This is a genomic window from Demequina sp. (assembly GCF_047975725.1).
In the GTDB taxonomy this organism is placed as follows: Bacteria; Actinomycetota; Actinomycetes; order Actinomycetales; family Demequinaceae; genus Demequina.
Genome location: NZ_JBKEED010000007.1, coordinates 22,549 through 38,488, shown reverse-complemented (window position 1 = coordinate 38,488; position 15,940 = coordinate 22,549). Strand labels below are relative to the sequence as shown.

The window sequence follows — 15,940 nt, the reverse complement described above, 5'->3', positions numbered from 1 at the left end:
TACCGCATGAGCAGGGCCGATGCGGGTGTGGGCTTGGGCCTGTGGTCCAAGCCCACACTCGTGGGCACCGTGGTGACGCTCCGGCCCTACCGCGCCGAGGATGCCGAGGCGGTGTGGGAGATGCTCGGCGATGCCGAGGGGCGCGAGCTCACCGCCACCACTGCCGAGTTCACTCGTGCGGGCGTCGACGAATGGGTGGGCTCGAGAGCATCGGTGCCGGACCGGCTCGACCTGGCGATCGTCGAGAACGCCACGGGCGACTGGGCGGGCGAGGTGGTGCTGAACGAGATGGTGCCCGATGCTGACGGCCGGCCGTGTGAGGCCAACTTCCGCATCGCGCTGCGCGGGCCGGGGTGGTACGGGCGCGGGCTGGGCACCGAGGCCACGGCGCTCATGCTTGCGCACGCCTTCGAGCGCATCGGCCTCACGACAGTGGTGCTCGACGTGCTCGCGCGCAACCCACGAGCGGTGCGCGCCTACGAGAAGGCGGGGTTCGTGGAGACCTCGCGTCAGGAAGAGGACGGCGAGGAGTGGATCGACATGGCCATCACGCGCGAGCAGTGGGCGAGCCGATGATCAGGGGAGTGCTGCTCGATGTCGACGACACCCTCGTGGATACGCGGGGCGCGTTCCGGCATGCGCTGCTGAGGGTTGCGGACGAGTACCTTGACGCTGGCGCCGACCCCGAACTGGTACTGGCGCACTGGCGTGAGGATCGCTCGGGCTGGTACCGCGCGCACACCCGCGGCGAGATGAGCCACCGCGAGCAGCGCATGCGCCGCGCCAATGAACTTCACGCGGCCTTTGGGGGAGAGGCGCTCGACGACGCGGCCTACGACATCTGGGACGCCGGCTTTGAGCGCCACTTCCGCGAGGGCTGGCGCGCCTTTGACGATGCGGTGGCGCTGCTCGACGCGCTCGATGGCGCTGGCGTGGTCTACGGAGCGGTGTCGAACGCGGACACGGCTTATCAGGAGATCAAACTCGCCGCGTGCGGACTTCAGCGCGTCGAGATGTTCGTGGGCGTGGACACCTTCGGAGTCGGCAAGCCCGACCCCCGCGTGTTTCTTGAAGGCTGCGCTCGGCTGAACCTCTCGCCCGACGAGGTCGCCTACGTGGGGGACGAGCCTGACATCGATGCCGGGGGAGCGGCGCGTGCGGGGCTGCTGGGCGTGTGGCTTGACCGCCCGGGCACCCGGCGTGCCGGTCACGATGGCGCGGGGCTGCCCGCGCGCACGGCCCGCGTCGAGAGTCTCAGCGAGTTGTTGAGCGCGTTGTCGCGGTAGGCGCTGGGGCTATTCGCCGCGTCCGCTGAACTCGCGCATGGTGGCGATGCCTGCGCCGAGCAGGATGACAGCCACCCAGGGCAGCCAACCCATCTCGGTTCCCGTGGTCGGTAGTTGGCCATCGGTGCCTTGACCCGATGCGCTCGCCTCGGTGTCACCAGCCTCGTCCCCGGTGTCGCCTGACTGGGTGCTGTCGCCGTTATCGCTGGAGTCTCCGCCGGTGCCGTCGGCGCCAGAGTCAGGGTCGCCCGGGTCGCCCAAGTCGCCCAGGTCACCCAAATCGCCGTCTTCGCCGCCGGTCTCAGGCTCATCGGTGAGGTCCGGCTCGGGCGTCGGCTCCGGCGTCGGGTCCGGTGTCGGCGTCTGTGTGACGTCCGGGCTGGGCGTGGGGTCGGGCGTCGGCACCGGGACCGGCACCAGCTCGGTCGCGCCCGCGACCACCTCAATGGACGCTTGGCCGCCACCGATCGACGTCACGGTGACCGAGAACAGGCCGTCCTGGTCGGTGTAGGTGTCGCCTTCTTGGTAGGTGGCTTGCCAGGGCTCCGTGTCGCTGTCGCGTGTCGCGAACACCTCGAGGTCGTTGCCGAGGATCTCGGAGACCACGATGCCCTCGCGGTAGGACACGTTGGCGTACGTGCTGCACGCGCTGGCGTAACAGGCGGCAGCGTCGTCGCCCCGGCCGTCGCGGTACTCGACAAAGAAGCGTCGATCGATGTCGCCATCGTCGTCCGCGTCGAGCGTGAGCATCACGGCGGTCGTGCCGCTCTTGGCGGTCGTGGGGGCGAGTGCAACCGTGTGGGCCGCAGGCGCATCGGTGTCGATCGTGGCCACCCGCGTCTGAGCCGCGAACCCGGGGACGTCCGCCCACCAGCGGAAGGCGGCGTCGAGGGCGCCCGTGTCGTAGTTGCCGATCTTGAGCGACATGGGGCCAAACAGCGCGTAGTACTCGTCCACGGTGTCCGAGCCGCTTGGGTCGACCTTGCGCAGGTTGCTGTGGCCTAGGCCCAGGTTGTGGCCAAATTCGTGCACGGCGGTGGCGAGGACCTTGTTAGCGACCTCGACCCAGCCGCCGCTGGCCAGCCCCGAGCCGATCGACGCTACGCCAGGGGATCCGGGGCAGGGCTGAGGGGTGTACATGATGATGTGGTTGCCGGCGGTGAAGTCGACTCCGAACTCGTCGGCGGCGGCCGTGCGCAGCGTGTCTCGGCTCAGGGAGCAGGCGTCGGCGCTCGTGTAGGTCATCGCGTCGACGATGTCGATGTCGACGGCGCCCCTGGTCTGGCTCTCCCAGTAGTCCATGGCCTCGCGGGTGAGCGCGGTGGCGCCGTCCTCGGTGAGCTCGCCGGAGATGGCTGGGTCCTCGACCGTGAGGATGTACACGGCGTGCTCGTATACCGGGGTGGGGTCGGCGGTAGCCGCGCCAAGGCTGGCGCCTGTGCCGAGGAGTGCAAGAGCGGCGATCGCTGCGGTGCGACGGGCCCGACCAGGTACTGAATCCACCTGCGGATTTTATCCGGGCACGCAGGCTGCGCGGTACGCGTGGGAGGGGTACGGCCCATCAGTGCTCGCACTCGCCGGGTGACGTTGCTCACAAGGCCCGAATCGTAACGTTTCGATCACGAGTGCACGGGGCCATGGCGCAGTGATGCCGCCAGTCGTAGGCTGGCCGATGGGGGAGGGTGACGGAGAGGCAGTGACGCCTGATTTCATTGAGGTTGAGGCGCCGCCGGGGACGCGGCGCGAGCGTTGGCGTGCGCGTCGGCAAGCGCGCGCGGTGCGCAGGTCAACCCACAAGGCGCGCACGGTCTGGGTGGGGTCAGGCGTGGCGTGTGTCGTGGCGGGGGTGCTGGTCTACGGGTTTGTCGAAGACTCTCGCCAGGGGCTCGACCCAGCGCCAACGCCAACGCCTTCTCCGCTGGCCAGTTCCGGGGAGTCCGAGCGTTTGACCGCAGCGGCGTACGCCGAGTGGCTCGCCCGCGTGGATTTGGTCGAGTGCATGGCCGAGCGCGGCTACCCCTACGAGCCGCAACTGGTGGACAACGACGGTGCGCTGGGCTCGATCGCACTGTTCTTGGGGGTGGAACCCACGACGGCGACGCCCGAGGCGCCGGTGCCGGCACTGCGTCAGCCTGACCTCTACTTGGGTAGAGGCACCACCGTGTCCGACAACGAGTCCGGCAACACTGCGGGTTGCGTCTGGAATCGGCCGGACCTCGACCTTGACGACCACGCGGCGATTGCAGCGACGGTGGCGCAGGCACAGGGGGATGCCACCTTCAAGTCCGCGGTGGCGGAGCAGGCCTGGGTAGCGCAGCATCCCGCCGAGGTGTCGCACCTGTTCGCCTTGTTGCGCCCTGACCGCTCCGCTCCCGTCAGCGACGACACCGCGGCCGTGACGCAGTGGGAACAGGTGCTGGAGGAGGTCTCGGCGGTAGCCTCCCGCCACCAGGTCTGGGTGCCGTCGGTGCGCATGGCGGCGAACCAGTTCGCGCAAGAGTCAGGCGTCGTCGAAGACGGCACAGGCGTGGTGTTGCGCGTCGGTGACCTCGCCACGGCGCTTGTACCCGGCGTCTATCTGAGCCGCGCTGACCGCATTCAATGTGGGCCCATCACCATCAGCGGTGGCATCAAGTACCCGTGGGGCACAGACGAAGGACTGGCGGACCTCATGGACTCGCTCGCTGCCGCCTGCAACGGGTTGATCGCGGCCGGGTTCGTCGAAGGTGAGACGCTCGCGGACATCTACGGCACGTGACGCATGCGACTGGCGCTCGCGGCGGGTGGTGGTTTTTACGGGGCGAGTTTTCAGGGTAGAGTGGTGCGCCGGTCGGGGTTCCACTCCGGCCAGTTGGCCTATGGTGTAATTGGCAGCACGAAGGTTTCTGGTTCCTTTAGTCTTGGTTCGAGTCCAGGTAGGCCAGCCAGTTGAGTCTTACTCAAACCATGATCAAGAGAACTGGTCATGGTTCGTACAGCAGAACAGCTTCCCGCTTCCGAGCGGGGAGCTTTTTTGCTTTCCTGGGCCTTCTCGGGCCCTGTGTGGCCGCTTAGGCCTTGGAGCTCGCGCAAGGCCGCGTTGGCGGTCGAACGCTCGACCTCGATGTGAATCCTGTCGCCGTCGACGTAGACGCGAAGGCGCTTGAAGAGCGCCGTCAGCATGTCGCGGCGCACGTCCTCTGGCGCTCCTCGGTAGGTGCCGCCTGGGTTGCCGAGGATGCTCAGGAATGTCATTGCCTTGTCGGCGCCGTATTGCAGGCGGTCGATGGCGCGGCCTAGCCGCTCCTTGATGGCCTCCTTCTGGAGCATGGTCTGCTCGATCTTGGCGCTGAGCTTCGGCACGGCGATGGCCCCGCTTGCCGCGAGGTCGATCAGGCGATCCTCCTGCGCTTCGAGCTTCTCGTACTGGCGTCGCATTTGGTTCTTCGCGTCGCGGTCCGCCGCGAGCAGGTCGTCGACGGCGCCCGAGATGAGGTCGGTCATGTCCTTGATCGTCTGCGGTTCGAACCGTTCTCCTGCGACCGTGCGGACGATGTGTGCCTCGAGCAGGTCGACGCGGATGGCGGGTGTCGAGCACAGGCGCCGCTGCTTCGCGGTGCAGATGAAGTACTCGTAGGTGCCGCCGTTGCCTGTGTTCTGGCTGTAGAGCAGGCGGCTCCGCCTGCCCGCGTCGTGGCACTCGCCACAGAGCATCACTCCCTTGAGGTAGTGAAAGTGGCGGATGTCGCGGTCGCCCTCCCTGTTGCGCTGATCGAGGATCTGCTGCACCTTGAGGAAGACTTCCTTCGACACGATCGCCTCGTGCCGCCCCACGTAGAGCTTGCCTTTGTAGCGGATGACGCCTGTGTAGTAGGGGTCGCGCAGGACGCCAGCCAAGCGGCTGTTCGAGATCGGGCGCTCGGCACGCGACGGCGATGCTCGGGTGGTGAGGCCCTGCTCCTCCATCACCTCGCGGAGCTGCGAGATCGAGTATTGGCCCGTCGCATACTGTTCGAAGGCCCACGCGATGAGCGGCGCGCGCTCTGTGTCGACGTCGATGGTGTTGACGAGTCTGCCGCCGAAGTCCTTGCGCACGTTCAGGTAGCCGAGCTTTGCGCGGCCCACCGAGCCGCCCTGCTCGACCTTGTGCGCCATCTTGACGCGGACGTCCTCGCCGTTCATCCGGACTTGGACTTCATTCATGACGTCCGTGATCGCCTCCATGGCGTCGGCCATGTAGCCGTCACCAAACTCCTCCTTCGCTGAGATCAGGCGGACGCCCTTCTCAAGGAGCTGGCGCTTGGTGATGGCCGCGTCGGTGAAGTTGCGGAAGACGCGCGAGCGCATGTAGATGACGACGTACTTCACATCGGGGTTCTCGTCGAGGTAGCGCAGCATCTGCTTGAACACCGCACGCTTGGAGATCGTCTGCGCGGACTGGCCCGGCTCAACGAACTCCTTCGTGATGGTGGCGCCGAGCTCGCGCACCTTGCGGAGCGTCTCGACGCGCTGGGTGGCGATGCTGTTGCCGTCCTCGTCGAGGTCGGCGGCGGTGTGCAGCTGGCGTGGCGTCGAGACGCGCAGGTACACGACTGCGCGCGCGGTTGCGGCGGGCGTGTCCTCGCCTCCTCCGTCCGATGGCGTCTCGAAGAGATGCATCAGACCGTCGAGTGAGTTGCCGGGGGCCTTCTTTGCCACTTCATGTTCTGCAAGTGGATTCATGGGGTTTCCTCCGTTTAGGTCCTCCGTATTGACGCTCTCTTCGGCCTCGAAGTCCAGCCCTTTCGGGGCTGGTTGGCCCACTTCGGGCGCTTCGCCCTGGGGTCAGGATCTGATGTAAAAACGTCGCCGTTTTAGGGCCCGGAACTCGGTGAGTCGGGCGGCAAATGCGGGGGTGATTCGTCGTCGGGATCGGCGCCGTGTTCGCGGTCGTATTCGATCTGCGCGAGTCGAAGAAGCGCGCGAGCGAGTCGGTAGTGGTCGATCGGGTCGCGACGGTCAGCCACGATGCGGATGTGTCGCGGCCCGGCTCGGCTCCCGCCGTGCTTGCCCTTGCTCGGCTTACCGCGTGAAGACATGGATCTGACCGCCTCTCTCGACGAAGTCGTAGGCCGTCTGGGCCACGGCGTCGATGGCGTCGAGGTTGAGCGTCACCGCGACCGGGTCGAGGCCCTGTGATCGCGCCCACTCGGCGAGCTCCGCTTCCCAGTCCTCGATGGGCGTCACGACGCGCAGCGCCTCCGTGCGGGAGCCGAATGACCCGACGTGGGCGTCACGAAAGATGGTGGCGATGTCCGGGGCGCTGGCGTCGACGTCAGAGAGGGACAGGAACGCCGCGACCGCGTGGCGGGATGCTTCGTGGAGCGGCTTGAGCCTCGCGACGACCGCTTGAAGCTCGGGCCCCGTGATGGTGCCGGGGACGTGAACGGCGACGGGCTGCTCGCCGAGCATGAGTTCGTCGGCCAGGAGCGGCACAGGGGGAGCGGCGTGGGGACTCGCCTCACCCGTTCGCTCGCCGCGCAGAGCATTGAGCAGGTACGTGCCGAGCCAGTCGATCCATTCGCGGACCTGGGCCGGGGTCTCCGGCGCCTCGTACAGGTCGAGGTACTCGTGACGCATCGCCTCGTGGTCTCCGATTCCGGTGCGCCCATAGGTTGCGAGCTCCGAATCTGCGCCGACGGCTCGTCCAAGGACGTGCGCGATCAGGCGAGCCGTGCCTGGATCGATCTCGCGCTCCTCGCGGTGTGCGGCGCCGATGCCTTCGAGGATGCGGCTCTGGAATCGGCTGATGCTTGCAGCGCCGCGTTCGGGTGTGGCGGGTTCGTGCTCGTTCACTTGGCACCTCCAGCGTTGGTCAGGATGTAGCGGCCGAGGGCGTCGACCCACCCCTCTTGTTCAAGGGGCACCTCGAGGTCGTTGACTTCCGCGAGGGCGGCCTCGGCATCGAGGTCTCCGGTCGCGGCGAAATGGCTGAGCGCCGTGTCGCTGCCCTCGTGCACCGTGGCGGCAATGAGGCGCGCCAGGGTCTGGCTGCGAGCCTCAGGGTCGAGCGCGAGTCCGAGCTCGATGGTTTGTGCCGCGCGCGCCGTCTCGTCCGGCGCCGCTGCGGCAGTGATGGTTGATGAGTTCATGGGAGTGTTCCTCCTTTCATTACGTAGTGGTGGGTCGGCCGTAGGGCGCCAACTGATCGAGCGCCTCTTCGGTCGTGATGGTCCAGAAGAGTCCGGCGTCGAGACCGCCCTCGTTGGCGATGGCGGTGCGCACGGCCTCGGCCCGTCGCGGACTCTGGAAGATCCAGACGACTGCCGGAAAGATCCCGTCATGCTGCTGTTCGACACCGCTGGCGAAGTACCGCTGATACGTGTGGCACTTCCGAAGCACGGCGGGCAGGTGTTCGGTGCCGAGGTCGACTTCGACGAACGAGTGCGTCTCCGTCGTGGGGTCTGCGGTGACGACATGAAGGTCGGGCTTGAGCGTGACGACGCTGTTCCCGACGCTCGTGAAGGTGCGCCAGCATGACGGCTCTGCATTGAGGGCTAGGAGCTCGAACGTGCCGAAGCTCGCTCGCTCGCGCAGTAGCACCGCGATGTCCGCGACGGCCACCGCGTGCCGGGTGAATCCGCCACTCGGCTCCTCGAAGCGCCGCCGACGCTCTCGCCCACTGCGAGCATGGAGTACTCGTTCGCCTGCCGCTCCCAACTGCCAGATGGTGACGGCAGAGCCGTGCTTGACGCCGCCGATCCGCCGAGACAAGCGGGCGATCGCGCCGTGTTGTTCTAGGCGGGAGAGCACTCGCGTCGTGCCCCGCGTCGCACCGCTGGCCGTGACGTGGGCACCGAGCGGTCGGGCTGGAAAGTGCAGGCGCTGGATCTGCCTGGTCGTCAACAGACGGAAATGCTCGAGATCCTCGAGGATGCGCACGTCCCTCTCCGACAGCCGGTCCGCCAGGGGCGGCAGCCTGGTCTGCGGCTTCATGGGAGCCTCCAGGACAGAGGTCGGCCAGGTGTCCCGGGGTGTAGCTGGGAGTCCCCTCCGGGGCGGCGCACCGTTCGGCGGACACCCTGCGGTGTTGGCGGCGGGTGCTCGTCGTGACTCGAATAGCGGTTCGACGGGAGGCCGGACGGGTCACGCCACCGATGGGCTGCGAGCAGCGGCGGGATCATGACCGCCTCGCCTTCTGGTGCGTCGCCGGACGTGCGTGGGCGTCTGCGGCAGTCCCGGTCCCGACGGGCGCCGCCTCGGGAGCCGGATCGCGACGAGGTACAGCGCCGCCGTAGACGTCCTGACTAAGGGCACGCAGCTCCTCGCCGAACCCCAGCACCGGTGCAGGCTCCAGGGTTCGAGCTGAGGTCCAGCCTGCCGGGATACCGCCCGCGATGAGGTGCGCGTAGACCTCGAACCGAGGCAGGGCCTGGAAGTCTGCCGCCGTCAGCTCCGGCGCCATCCGGGCGAGATCGCGCGCGTCGTCGGGCCCCACGGAGAACGCAATCTTCGTCCGCGCATTCGTGTCCAGCGCCGCGCGCATGGCGGTCGGCAGCTGTGCCCGGTACTGATGCGCGAGGTGCCAGCCGACCCCGTACGACCGCGACGTGGCCAGCGCGTCGGCGATGGACGTCGGCAGGTGCAGGTAGTTCTGCACCTCGTCGATGAAGATCATCCCGGGCCGCTTCATCGGCTCGCGCTCGCGGGCGCGCTCCAAGGTGGCCATCCACAGCTCGGCCACGATCAGGCTGCCGAGGAGTTTGGCGGCACCGACACCGATAAGCGCATCGTTGAGCGGTACGAGCACGACCTTGTGCTCGCGGAAGATGTCGCGCAGCCGGAACCGGGGCCGGGGCTGGCCCAGGATTGTGGCCAAGGGCTTCCTCAGCACGAGCTTGCGGAGCTTATTGAGGGGTGCGGCGATCATGGTGGCGCGTTGGCCGGGCCGCATGGCGTCGAACTCGGCCCAGAAGACCGCAAGGTCGGGGTCGTCTGCGACCGCCGAGACGACCGTGCGTCGGAGTGCAGCATCGGTGAGGACACGGGACACATCGAGCAACGTGAACGGATCCGGCTGCACCTGCCCAGCGCGGGCAAGCGACAGCAACGCCCCGTGGATCAAGTACTCGGTGCGCGGGCCCCACCCGTCGCCAAAGACCGCGGCCAGCGCCGCAAGGATGCCGTCGACGACGATGTCCGGATCGCGGTCACCAACATCGAGCGGGTTGAACCCCACAGGGCGTGCGTCGCTGGCGTCGATCACCACAATCTGGTCCGCGGCGCTTAGCGGCACGCGCTCCAAGATGCTGTCGATCAGCTGGCGCTTGGGCTCGATCACGGCGCAGGCGCGTCGCGCGGCGATGTCGCTCAAGATCAGGTGTTCGAGCATCGTCGACTTACCGGAGCCGGTCGGCCCGATCGCGACCACGTGCTGGAGACGGCTCTGCGGGTCAATGCCCACGAGGCGCGTTGGCCCGGGGCTGGTACCGGCGCCGAAGACGGAGACGTCGCTCGACACGATCTCCGGGACGCGGAGCCGCCGAGGGTTGACCGAGTCAACGCCGGGGTAATCCGTGTCACCGAGCGGCCAGGAGCTAAGAAGGGCGACATCGCGCGGAGCGAGCACGAGCGCACCGCACCCGGGCTTTGCGTGGTGCCACCGCTCGGCTGTATCGCGGACGAGGCTCAGGCGAGTGTTCGGTGACTCAAGTACCTGGAGACTGCCGAACACGCGCCAGGTCAGCGACCGGCGGCGCGCTACCGACGCGGCCGTCGCGCCGATCCGAATCGTGCCCTCGACCGTGCCTATGCTGAGGTGCTGATTGAGCCGGGCACGGACGTCGGTGGCGATGGGGCGCGGCCCGTTTAGGAGACGACTCCCGAGCGGCTGGAGGGGGTCTGCCGCCTTGGCGTCGATGGCGCGGGGTCGGCGCGACTGACCTAGGACAAGCTGCACGGCGACCTCCTCGCCCTTGCGGACGGCCGCGAGCGACGTGAACACGCCCGCGGCGACTGCCTCGGGGGCCTGATCTGCCAACGGTGCGCCCCGAGGCGAGGCCGACACCCGGGCCACACCCGCCACACGGCGGCGCGTGGCGGCCTCGAACTGGGTTCCGGGAACGGCGCCCACGACGAGCTCCTTCAGGCGCCCTGTGGCGCTCGAAGGACACCCGAGAAGGAAGTGGACGCCGCCCGGGGTTGAACGCGTCTCGAACACGACCGGTCGCGGCACGTCGACGGCCATGAGGCGGCCGGCGAGCCGCTCGAGCGCGCTGGGCTCGATTGGACGAGCTAGATGCACGCGCATGAACGCAAGTGAGTCAGTCACGATGGACCTCCCTTCTGCTGGTTCCCTTTCGCGCCTCGGTCGAAATCAGTAAGGGGGGTGCCACCCATTGCGGGCTAGTTATGAACTGAACTAGACGACTTGTCAAGGCATGTTGTTCATTCCACAACGCCGCAACAGGGGTGGCGATGACCTGGTTTACCAGCGACGTTCGTTCCAAATGCGGTACGCGATGACCGCGGTCGTGATGAGCCCTGCCACCACGAGAACGGCGACGAGCCATGGCCAAATGTGTTCGATGAGCTTCGTCGCGCCCCACAGCGCGAGCACGCCGCCGAACACGAGCGCGCAGGTATCGAAGAAGCGCTGCGCGATGCTGCGAGGGGCATCCTTGTCCATGACTCATCCCGCCAGTTCTCCCTGAGCGGCATCGCCGCGTGTGAAGTCGGACGGCACGGGGTAGCCCGGGATGGTGATGTCGCTCTCGATCTCGTTGCCCCACACCGACCAGTCCTTGTGACTGTTTGGGCGCTGGCGGGCGAAGAGCTCGAGGTACGGGCCGTCGAGCACTCGCTCGATGAGCGGGATCATCTCCTCGGGCTTGTGCGAGTGGCCCTGGCGCGGGAACAGCAACGTGGAGCGCTGGCCGTGGAACTTGAAAGGGGCCTTGCCCCGTGTCCCGTGGAGGAGGATCTCGTGGGAGCCTCGGAAGTACGTCCCGAGCCCCATGTAGTACTTGTCCCAGACCGCGTTCGACTTGTAGGTGAAGCCCCAGGCCTTCATGACCTCCAGCGCGGCGGGCAGCGCCGCATTGGTCGTCCACAGCAGGAGTGTCGAGTTGTCATCGGCCAGATCCGCGATAGGCATCGCCTTGATGCGGTCGAGCGTCATGAGGTCGTAGTGCTGCACGGCGCCACGGGCGCCCTTCTGGGCGATGTCCCAGGGTGGGTCGGCGTAGATCGTCTTGAACACATTGTCGGTGCACTTGGGCGTGTCTGGCATGTGAAACAACTCCTTCCTGCAGCTCGCGGTTCTGGTGCGAGCGATGGCGAGGACTGGTTATGCGCGGAGTGCGCAGCGATGTCAATGGACTCGTCGGGGTCGTTGCAAAAACCACAACGAGGGGAAGCGCCTACGACAAGCGGTCGCGTTGTTGCTCGGCTCGCGCCTCATCGACGGCCGCACGCATCCGAGCTCGAGCCTCGCGGCCGAGCTGCTCGATCTGCATCTCGGTCCACTGGCGGTCGAGGTCGACCATGGTGAGCCCGCCCCGCTCGGAGCGGGCCCACCACACGAGCGCTGCGACGGCGACGAGCGCGAGCACCCCAACGACGATCAGCGCGGTGATCACGAGCTCATCCGCCGAGCCGAGTTCATGACCAGTGCGCCCATTGCGATCTGTGTCATGTCGCCGATCGCGGTCAGACGCCCGACTGCGGCCGGTACCGTCTCGGCCAGGTCGCGCTCCAGCTTGGTGACCATCGCGACCTCCTGAAGCGCACGCGATCCGACCGCCGCGACAGCCGACACTCGTGCCGCCTCGACCTCAGCCCTCGCGTCGATTCGACGCGTTGCCAGGCCCGTCTCGACCGTCAGGTTCTGCAGCTCCCGCTGAACGCGGCGCTGCACTCCGCCCGCGGGGCGGAACATTTCAAGTTCGTTGGCCATGATGTCCTCCAGGTATCTCGTCCGGCCCGTTCTGAGCCGGTGATCTCAGTTCATCTGCAGCTTCGTCGCGAGTCCTGGTCGTCCCGCAGGTAGATACCCGGGCAAAATCTGGTCATGGCTGTGCCAGAGCCCACTCCCGAGTACGACGAGATCGTCACTGACCTGCGCCGTGTGCGCGAAGGTGGCATTGGTCGTCTGCGCGGTCAGGAGTTCCCAGCGCTTTTGCGATCCGCTCGCCTTGTCGACGGCGTCGAGGTCGACAGCAACCAGCCAGCCGCTATCACCGCCTTGCTGCGCGCGGCCGTCGACCGTTTCGGGGGCGGATCGTTGCAGGAGGCGGCAGAGCTTTTGCTAGGTCTCGCGCCCGGAACTGCCCTGTGGTCGAGCAAGATGCGGCGGGAGGAAGCCGCCGAACGCTACGGGGTGACGTACGAGACCTTCCGCAAGAAGCCTGAGCGCGAGCTGCTTGGGCAGATCGCTGAGGTCATTCTCGAGTTCTGCCACGACGGGGCCCTGAGGGCTGCTCGCCTTCAGATGGAGCGCCGTCGGCACCCTGCCGACTCGCGCCTCGCCGTCCAGTGGGTGGAACGATTTGAGGCCTACAACAGGCTCTGGACGCCTGCATATGCGCTTGCGGCGAACCTAGAGGCCGCCCTCGATACCTACCTGGAGGAGCCGCAAGATCACCTCCCGTGGAATCCGAACAGCGCCCGGGCGTACGATCCGATCGAAGCGGCCCGAGACTACGCCCGCTCGGCGCTCTACAACCTCGGGCAGTTCCTTCTTGAGCTCAAACGCTTCAAGAGCCGTCACGGCGGCATGTGGCTGATGTCGGACTCCGAGACCGAAACAGACGTCTCGGATGCGGTGTATCGCATCGGTTGGCACAACGACCTGACCTACGACCAGGAGTCGTTCCTTCGGCGTCAACTAGCGGACAGCCGCCACGAGGAGCAGGACCATTTTTGGGCGGTCTTCGCGGCGCTGCCGGAAGGGCTGCGCATCCACGACCAGTGGCAGGACATGGTGAAGGCGGGCGTCGGTATGTCGTCCACTGACGAAAAGGCGCGGAGTCAGGTGTGGCTCACCATCGCCGCCTGCCAGGACTACATGCGGATTGTCGATGAGGACTGGGTCAAGATTGCTGACTGGTACAGGCCCGGAACGCAACCGCGACGAGGTGTCTCGGGCAAGGAGCTCTACGACGATCTCTTGGGGCGCGCCTCATCGTAGGAGTGCCGGAGATTGTGACCGCCACCGGTTGCTGAATCGGAGCTGTACGTCGGGAGCGCTTTGGGACTCGCCCACACAGCTGCGGGTCACAGTCCAGTCGCGAAGTCGTTGCCAATCGCGCCACGGACCTTCTCGAAGAACTGAGCCCGCCAGTTCCCAAGCGGGAACGGGATTGGCTCCTCGTGGAGGAGTGGAAGTCCCCGCTCGACCAGCGGGCCGCGCAGCACCTTGAATGACGGCCCGTGGCACACGATGATCCCGTCCGGGCTGAGTGCGGCCGCTCGGTCTGCACACTCGTCGGCGTGGTCATGCCGTGCCCTGCTGCGGGACGTCGCCATGTCACTGCCGTTGATCGGATACGGCACCAGGTCGATGAGGAACACGCCATCTCGTTGGAGTCGCGTGAGCCACGCTCGTTTATCGGTCGTACGGCTGTCGAGACTCGGCTCGTCGTAGAGCGCGTGGACGACTGCACGGAAGAGGTTGTCTTTGCCGGTGAGGTGGTCTGCGTAGAAGAAGCGCCGGTTGGTGGGGTCGCCGCCATCGTCGGGTGCGCTCTCGCCGATGAGGAGCAGCCGGACGTGGTCCGGCTTCCACTGCATGCGGAGTGAGGCGTACCAGGACACTTCGCGCGGCGGTGCCTCATCGCGGCGTGAGTAGTTCATGGGGACAAGGTATCGAGATGCCCATTGCCGAGTATTTACCGAGCAACGCGAAAGCCTATGCTTGGGCCAGCCTCAGAGTTGGAGAGGTCCAGGGCAAGCGCATAAATGCCCGCCTGGGAACCCCCACCCCAATAACCCCCGTGCCGAAAGGCCCGCACGGCAATGCGTGGTGAGTCGCTGTAGACCTGACCGATGTTCTGGCCTGAGTCCCACACTGCTGCCGGGGTGTTCGCGTACGCAGGGTATGGGGATGGGGTCAGATTTCCGGGCATTGAGAGCGCGTTCCATTGGCGCCAGGCGTAGCCCGATGCGCCCGGCTGCCGTCCACCCTCAGTCGTACCGCTCGTCCACTCCCACACATTGCCTGCCAGATCCCAGATCACTTCGTCATTCGTTAGACGAAAGATCCGGCGCTGTTCACCGGTTGTCTGACCTGTGCCTTCAAGCCCGTCACACCCGCCGCTACATGTTGCGTCGAGAGCGCTCGCGGGTGAACTGTCCGTGTGCCCGCGAACCATGGAGCCGAGGCCAACACTTCCACCGCTCCAGTTGACACCGACGCTCATGACATTCTGCGCAATCGTCAGCCACTCCGCTTCGGAGATGAGGTGACACCCGTCGCAGGCCGCAGCTGCCGTCGATATGGCCGAGGTCTGCGTAATCGAGACCCACGGCGTGCCGTTTGCAGTCGAAACGGCGTTGCCAGAGCCATCATTCTTCGCCTCGTATTTCATCACGCAGAAGGCGCGTGTGCCGTAGAGCGAACTGCCAGGCACCACGATGTAGCCCGTCGGGCAGCTGGAGCCGTCGGCGAGGGTAGTCGGACTCGTCCCGGTGTGACCCGTGCAGGGCCCTTCGGTCGGCTGGAAGACACCGCCTTGGTCATCGCCCGCGATCTGCGCGGACGTCGAGCCTGTCGTGTACGTCACGCAGTACGTGTTTGGGGTCACCGCGGCGTTGCGCGTGTACTGGTACGTCGTGTTGCCGTTGTCGTTCAGGCCGGTCGCGGTGCGGAAGGCCGCCAGGTCTGCCGGCAGCGCATTGCCGTTCGCAATCGCGTAGGTCGCGACCTTCTTGCCGGCCTGCTCGACGCCGGACAGTGAAGCCGAGGATTTTGCCCGGTTCGAGATGCCGTTGTACGCGACGATCGTGATCGCAGCGAGGATGGCGATGACGACCACCACGATCAGCAGCTCCACGATCGTGAAGCCAGCGCGAGCCGTTCGTGTCGCTAAAGGCTCGGCGCTAATAGGCGCTCCGAACGAACTGTGATCTGTAGTGAAACTAGTGCGTGATGCCCTTCGCGCCATATGTGTCTTTGACTATGCGGGAAGAGCCGTGGCAAGTAAACCCCCTGGCACGAGTAGTTTTTACAACACTCCCGACCAGCAGATTGACGAGGCATCAGCGCCGCTCATAATGGTCCTCGCTCCTCGTCGGTCTGCGGCCGAGGTGAGCCCATCCGGGGCTCGCCCGCCGCTTCCGATGAGGAGGGTCACCCATGAGTGACGACACCCCGACGCCCGCAGCTGCGGCGTCCCCCGGCCAGCTCCGCACGCTGGCCGTTCGCATCCAGGACGGACTGCGGGCCCAGCTGGACGTCATCGCCCAGCTCAACGACCGCTCCGTCACCGAAGAGATTCGGATCGGCCTCGAAGCCTGGGTTGAGAAGTCCAAGTCCGATCCCAAGGTGCTAGAGCGTGCCGAGACGGTACGCGCCGATATTGAACGGGAGGCCGAGACGAAGCGCAGCGCCATCGCTGCCATCTTCGACGCCCCTCGGACGGCCAAGCGCACCCGCTCGTAGGCGCTCTCGCCTGCCCTGGAGCGAACCACGCGAT

17 protein-coding genes, 1 tRNA gene and 1 pseudogene are annotated in these 15,940 nt (G+C 66.6%); 7 read left to right on the top strand and 12 right to left on the bottom strand.

Features of this window, described 5'->3' with window-relative positions:
- Positions 1-6 precede the first annotated feature (6 nt).
- Together ACK5NO_RS01495 and ACK5NO_RS01490 are read left to right on the top strand one after the other, a co-directional pair.
- Positions 7-576, top strand: coding sequence for a GNAT family N-acetyltransferase (locus ACK5NO_RS01495; RefSeq protein ID WP_416810897.1), 570 nt, complete (start codon positions 7-9; stop codon positions 574-576).
- Positions 561-1,286, top strand: a complete 726-nt coding sequence (locus ACK5NO_RS01490; protein WP_416810896.1) for an HAD family hydrolase — start codon at positions 561-563, stop codon at positions 1,284-1,286. The genes ACK5NO_RS01495 and ACK5NO_RS01490 overlap by 16 nt, the downstream gene beginning before the upstream one ends.
- A 9-nt stretch (positions 1,287-1,295) precedes the next feature.
- Here the strand turns inward: ACK5NO_RS01490 and ACK5NO_RS01485 are convergent, their stop codons facing one another.
- Positions 1,296-2,789: a hypothetical protein gene (locus tag ACK5NO_RS01485; protein ID WP_416810895.1), complete on the bottom strand. Its 1,494-nt coding sequence runs from the start codon at positions 2,787-2,789 to the stop codon at positions 1,296-1,298.
- A 322-nt stretch (positions 2,790-3,111) separates the two neighbouring features.
- Between ACK5NO_RS01485 and ACK5NO_RS01480 the strand changes: the two genes are divergently transcribed.
- Positions 3,112-4,044: a hypothetical protein gene (locus tag ACK5NO_RS01480; protein WP_416810894.1), complete on the top strand. Its 933-nt coding sequence runs from the start codon at positions 3,112-3,114 to the stop codon at positions 4,042-4,044.
- 94 nt (positions 4,045-4,138) lie between these two features.
- Positions 4,139-4,213: transfer RNA gene (locus tag ACK5NO_RS01475), tRNA-Gln, on the top strand.
- A 655-nt stretch (positions 4,214-4,868) separates the two neighbouring features.
- On the opposite strand, the pseudogene ACK5NO_RS01470 reads toward ACK5NO_RS01475, so the two are convergent.
- Positions 4,869-5,924: pseudogene (locus ACK5NO_RS01470) on the bottom strand (recombinase family protein); the annotation flags it as partial.
- 260 nt (positions 5,925-6,184) lie between these two features.
- Between ACK5NO_RS01470 and ACK5NO_RS01465 the strand changes: the two are divergent.
- A complete protein-coding gene (locus ACK5NO_RS01465) occupies positions 6,185-6,337 on the top strand; it encodes a hypothetical protein (RefSeq protein WP_416810893.1) in 153 nt (50 codons plus the stop codon).
- On the opposite strand, the gene ACK5NO_RS01460 is transcribed toward ACK5NO_RS01465, so the two are convergent.
- From ACK5NO_RS01460 to ACK5NO_RS01425, 8 genes are all read right to left on the bottom strand, one after another.
- Positions 6,327-7,100 (bottom strand): hypothetical protein, encoded by a 774-nt coding sequence (locus ACK5NO_RS01460; protein WP_416810892.1) that lies wholly within the window; start codon positions 7,098-7,100, stop codon positions 6,327-6,329. The two genes, ACK5NO_RS01465 and ACK5NO_RS01460, sit on opposite strands and share 11 nt — an antisense overlap.
- Positions 7,097-7,396, bottom strand: a complete 300-nt coding sequence (locus tag ACK5NO_RS01455; RefSeq protein ID WP_416810891.1) for a hypothetical protein — start codon at positions 7,394-7,396, stop codon at positions 7,097-7,099. The genes ACK5NO_RS01460 and ACK5NO_RS01455 overlap by 4 nt, the downstream gene beginning before the upstream one ends.
- Positions 7,397-7,415: 19 nt before the next feature.
- Positions 7,416-8,240 carry a replication-relaxation family protein gene (locus ACK5NO_RS01450; protein ID WP_416810890.1) on the bottom strand — a complete coding sequence of 275 codons (825 nt, stop codon included), beginning with the start codon at positions 8,238-8,240 and terminating at the stop codon, positions 7,416-7,418.
- 184 nt (positions 8,241-8,424) lie between these two features.
- Entirely contained in the window at positions 8,425-10,575 is a 2,151-nt protein-coding gene (locus tag ACK5NO_RS01445) for a type IV secretory system conjugative DNA transfer family protein (protein ID WP_416810889.1), read from the bottom strand.
- Between the two features lie 156 nt (positions 10,576-10,731).
- The gene (locus ACK5NO_RS01440; protein WP_416810888.1) at positions 10,732-10,932 is read right to left on the bottom strand and encodes a hypothetical protein; all 201 of its coding nucleotides are present in this window, start codon (positions 10,930-10,932) and stop codon (positions 10,732-10,734) included.
- Between the two features lie 3 nt (positions 10,933-10,935).
- Positions 10,936-11,535: an MT-A70 family methyltransferase gene (locus ACK5NO_RS01435; RefSeq protein WP_416810887.1), complete on the bottom strand. Its 600-nt coding sequence runs from the start codon at positions 11,533-11,535 to the stop codon at positions 10,936-10,938.
- Positions 11,536-11,665: 130 nt separating this feature from the next.
- Positions 11,666-11,884, bottom strand: a complete 219-nt coding sequence (locus ACK5NO_RS01430) for a hypothetical protein (protein ID WP_416810886.1) — start codon at positions 11,882-11,884, stop codon at positions 11,666-11,668.
- Positions 11,881-12,201 (bottom strand): hypothetical protein, encoded by a 321-nt coding sequence (locus tag ACK5NO_RS01425; protein ID WP_416810885.1) that lies wholly within the window; start codon positions 12,199-12,201, stop codon positions 11,881-11,883. The genes ACK5NO_RS01430 and ACK5NO_RS01425 overlap by 4 nt, the downstream gene beginning before the upstream one ends.
- 114 nt (positions 12,202-12,315) lie before the next feature.
- Here ACK5NO_RS01425 and ACK5NO_RS01420 point away from each other — a divergent pair, with 114 nt between their 5' ends.
- A complete protein-coding gene (locus ACK5NO_RS01420; RefSeq protein WP_416810884.1) occupies positions 12,316-13,434 on the top strand; it encodes a hypothetical protein in 1,119 nt (372 codons plus the stop codon).
- 86 nt (positions 13,435-13,520) lie between these two features.
- Here the strand turns inward: ACK5NO_RS01420 and ACK5NO_RS01415 are convergent, their stop codons facing one another.
- Positions 13,521-14,099: a hypothetical protein gene (locus tag ACK5NO_RS01415; RefSeq protein ID WP_416810883.1), complete on the bottom strand. Its 579-nt coding sequence runs from the start codon at positions 14,097-14,099 to the stop codon at positions 13,521-13,523.
- Positions 14,100-14,134: 35 nt separating this feature from the next.
- Positions 14,135-15,409: a prepilin-type N-terminal cleavage/methylation domain-containing protein gene (locus ACK5NO_RS01410; RefSeq protein WP_416810882.1), complete on the bottom strand. Its 1,275-nt coding sequence runs from the start codon at positions 15,407-15,409 to the stop codon at positions 14,135-14,137.
- A 191-nt stretch (positions 15,410-15,600) separates the two neighbouring features.
- Here ACK5NO_RS01410 and ACK5NO_RS01405 point away from each other — a divergent pair, with 191 nt between their 5' ends.
- Complete coding sequence (locus tag ACK5NO_RS01405) at positions 15,601-15,906, top strand: hypothetical protein (RefSeq protein WP_416810881.1); 306 nt, start codon at positions 15,601-15,603, stop codon at positions 15,904-15,906.
- The last annotated feature ends 34 nt before the right edge of the window (positions 15,907-15,940 follow it).

Coding starts and splice junctions, on each gene's coding strand:
- ACK5NO_RS01405 (WP_416810881.1), top strand. CDS start 15,601: ATGAGTGACGACACCCCGACGCCCGCAGCTGCGGCGTCCCCCGGCCAG.
- ACK5NO_RS01420 (WP_416810884.1), top strand. CDS start 12,316: ATGGCTGTGCCAGAGCCCACTCCCGAGTACGACGAGATCGTCACTGAC.
- ACK5NO_RS01435 (WP_416810887.1), bottom strand. CDS start 11,535: ATGCCAGACACGCCCAAGTGCACCGACAATGTGTTCAAGACGATCTAC.
- ACK5NO_RS01455 (WP_416810891.1), bottom strand. CDS start 7,396: ATGAACTCATCAACCATCACTGCCGCAGCGGCGCCGGACGAGACGGCG.
- ACK5NO_RS01450 (WP_416810890.1), bottom strand. CDS start 8,240: ATGAAGCCGCAGACCAGGCTGCCGCCCCTGGCGGACCGGCTGTCGGAG.
- ACK5NO_RS01415 (WP_416810883.1), bottom strand. CDS start 14,099: ATGAACTACTCACGCCGCGATGAGGCACCGCCGCGCGAAGTGTCCTGG.
- ACK5NO_RS01425 (WP_416810885.1), bottom strand. CDS start 12,201: ATGGCCAACGAACTTGAAATGTTCCGCCCCGCGGGCGGAGTGCAGCGC.
- ACK5NO_RS01410 (WP_416810882.1), bottom strand. CDS start 15,409: ATGGCGCGAAGGGCATCACGCACTAGTTTCACTACAGATCACAGTTCG.
- ACK5NO_RS01495 (WP_416810897.1), top strand. CDS start 7: ATGAGCAGGGCCGATGCGGGTGTGGGCTTGGGCCTGTGGTCCAAGCCC.
- ACK5NO_RS01440 (WP_416810888.1), bottom strand. CDS start 10,932: ATGGACAAGGATGCCCCTCGCAGCATCGCGCAGCGCTTCTTCGATACC.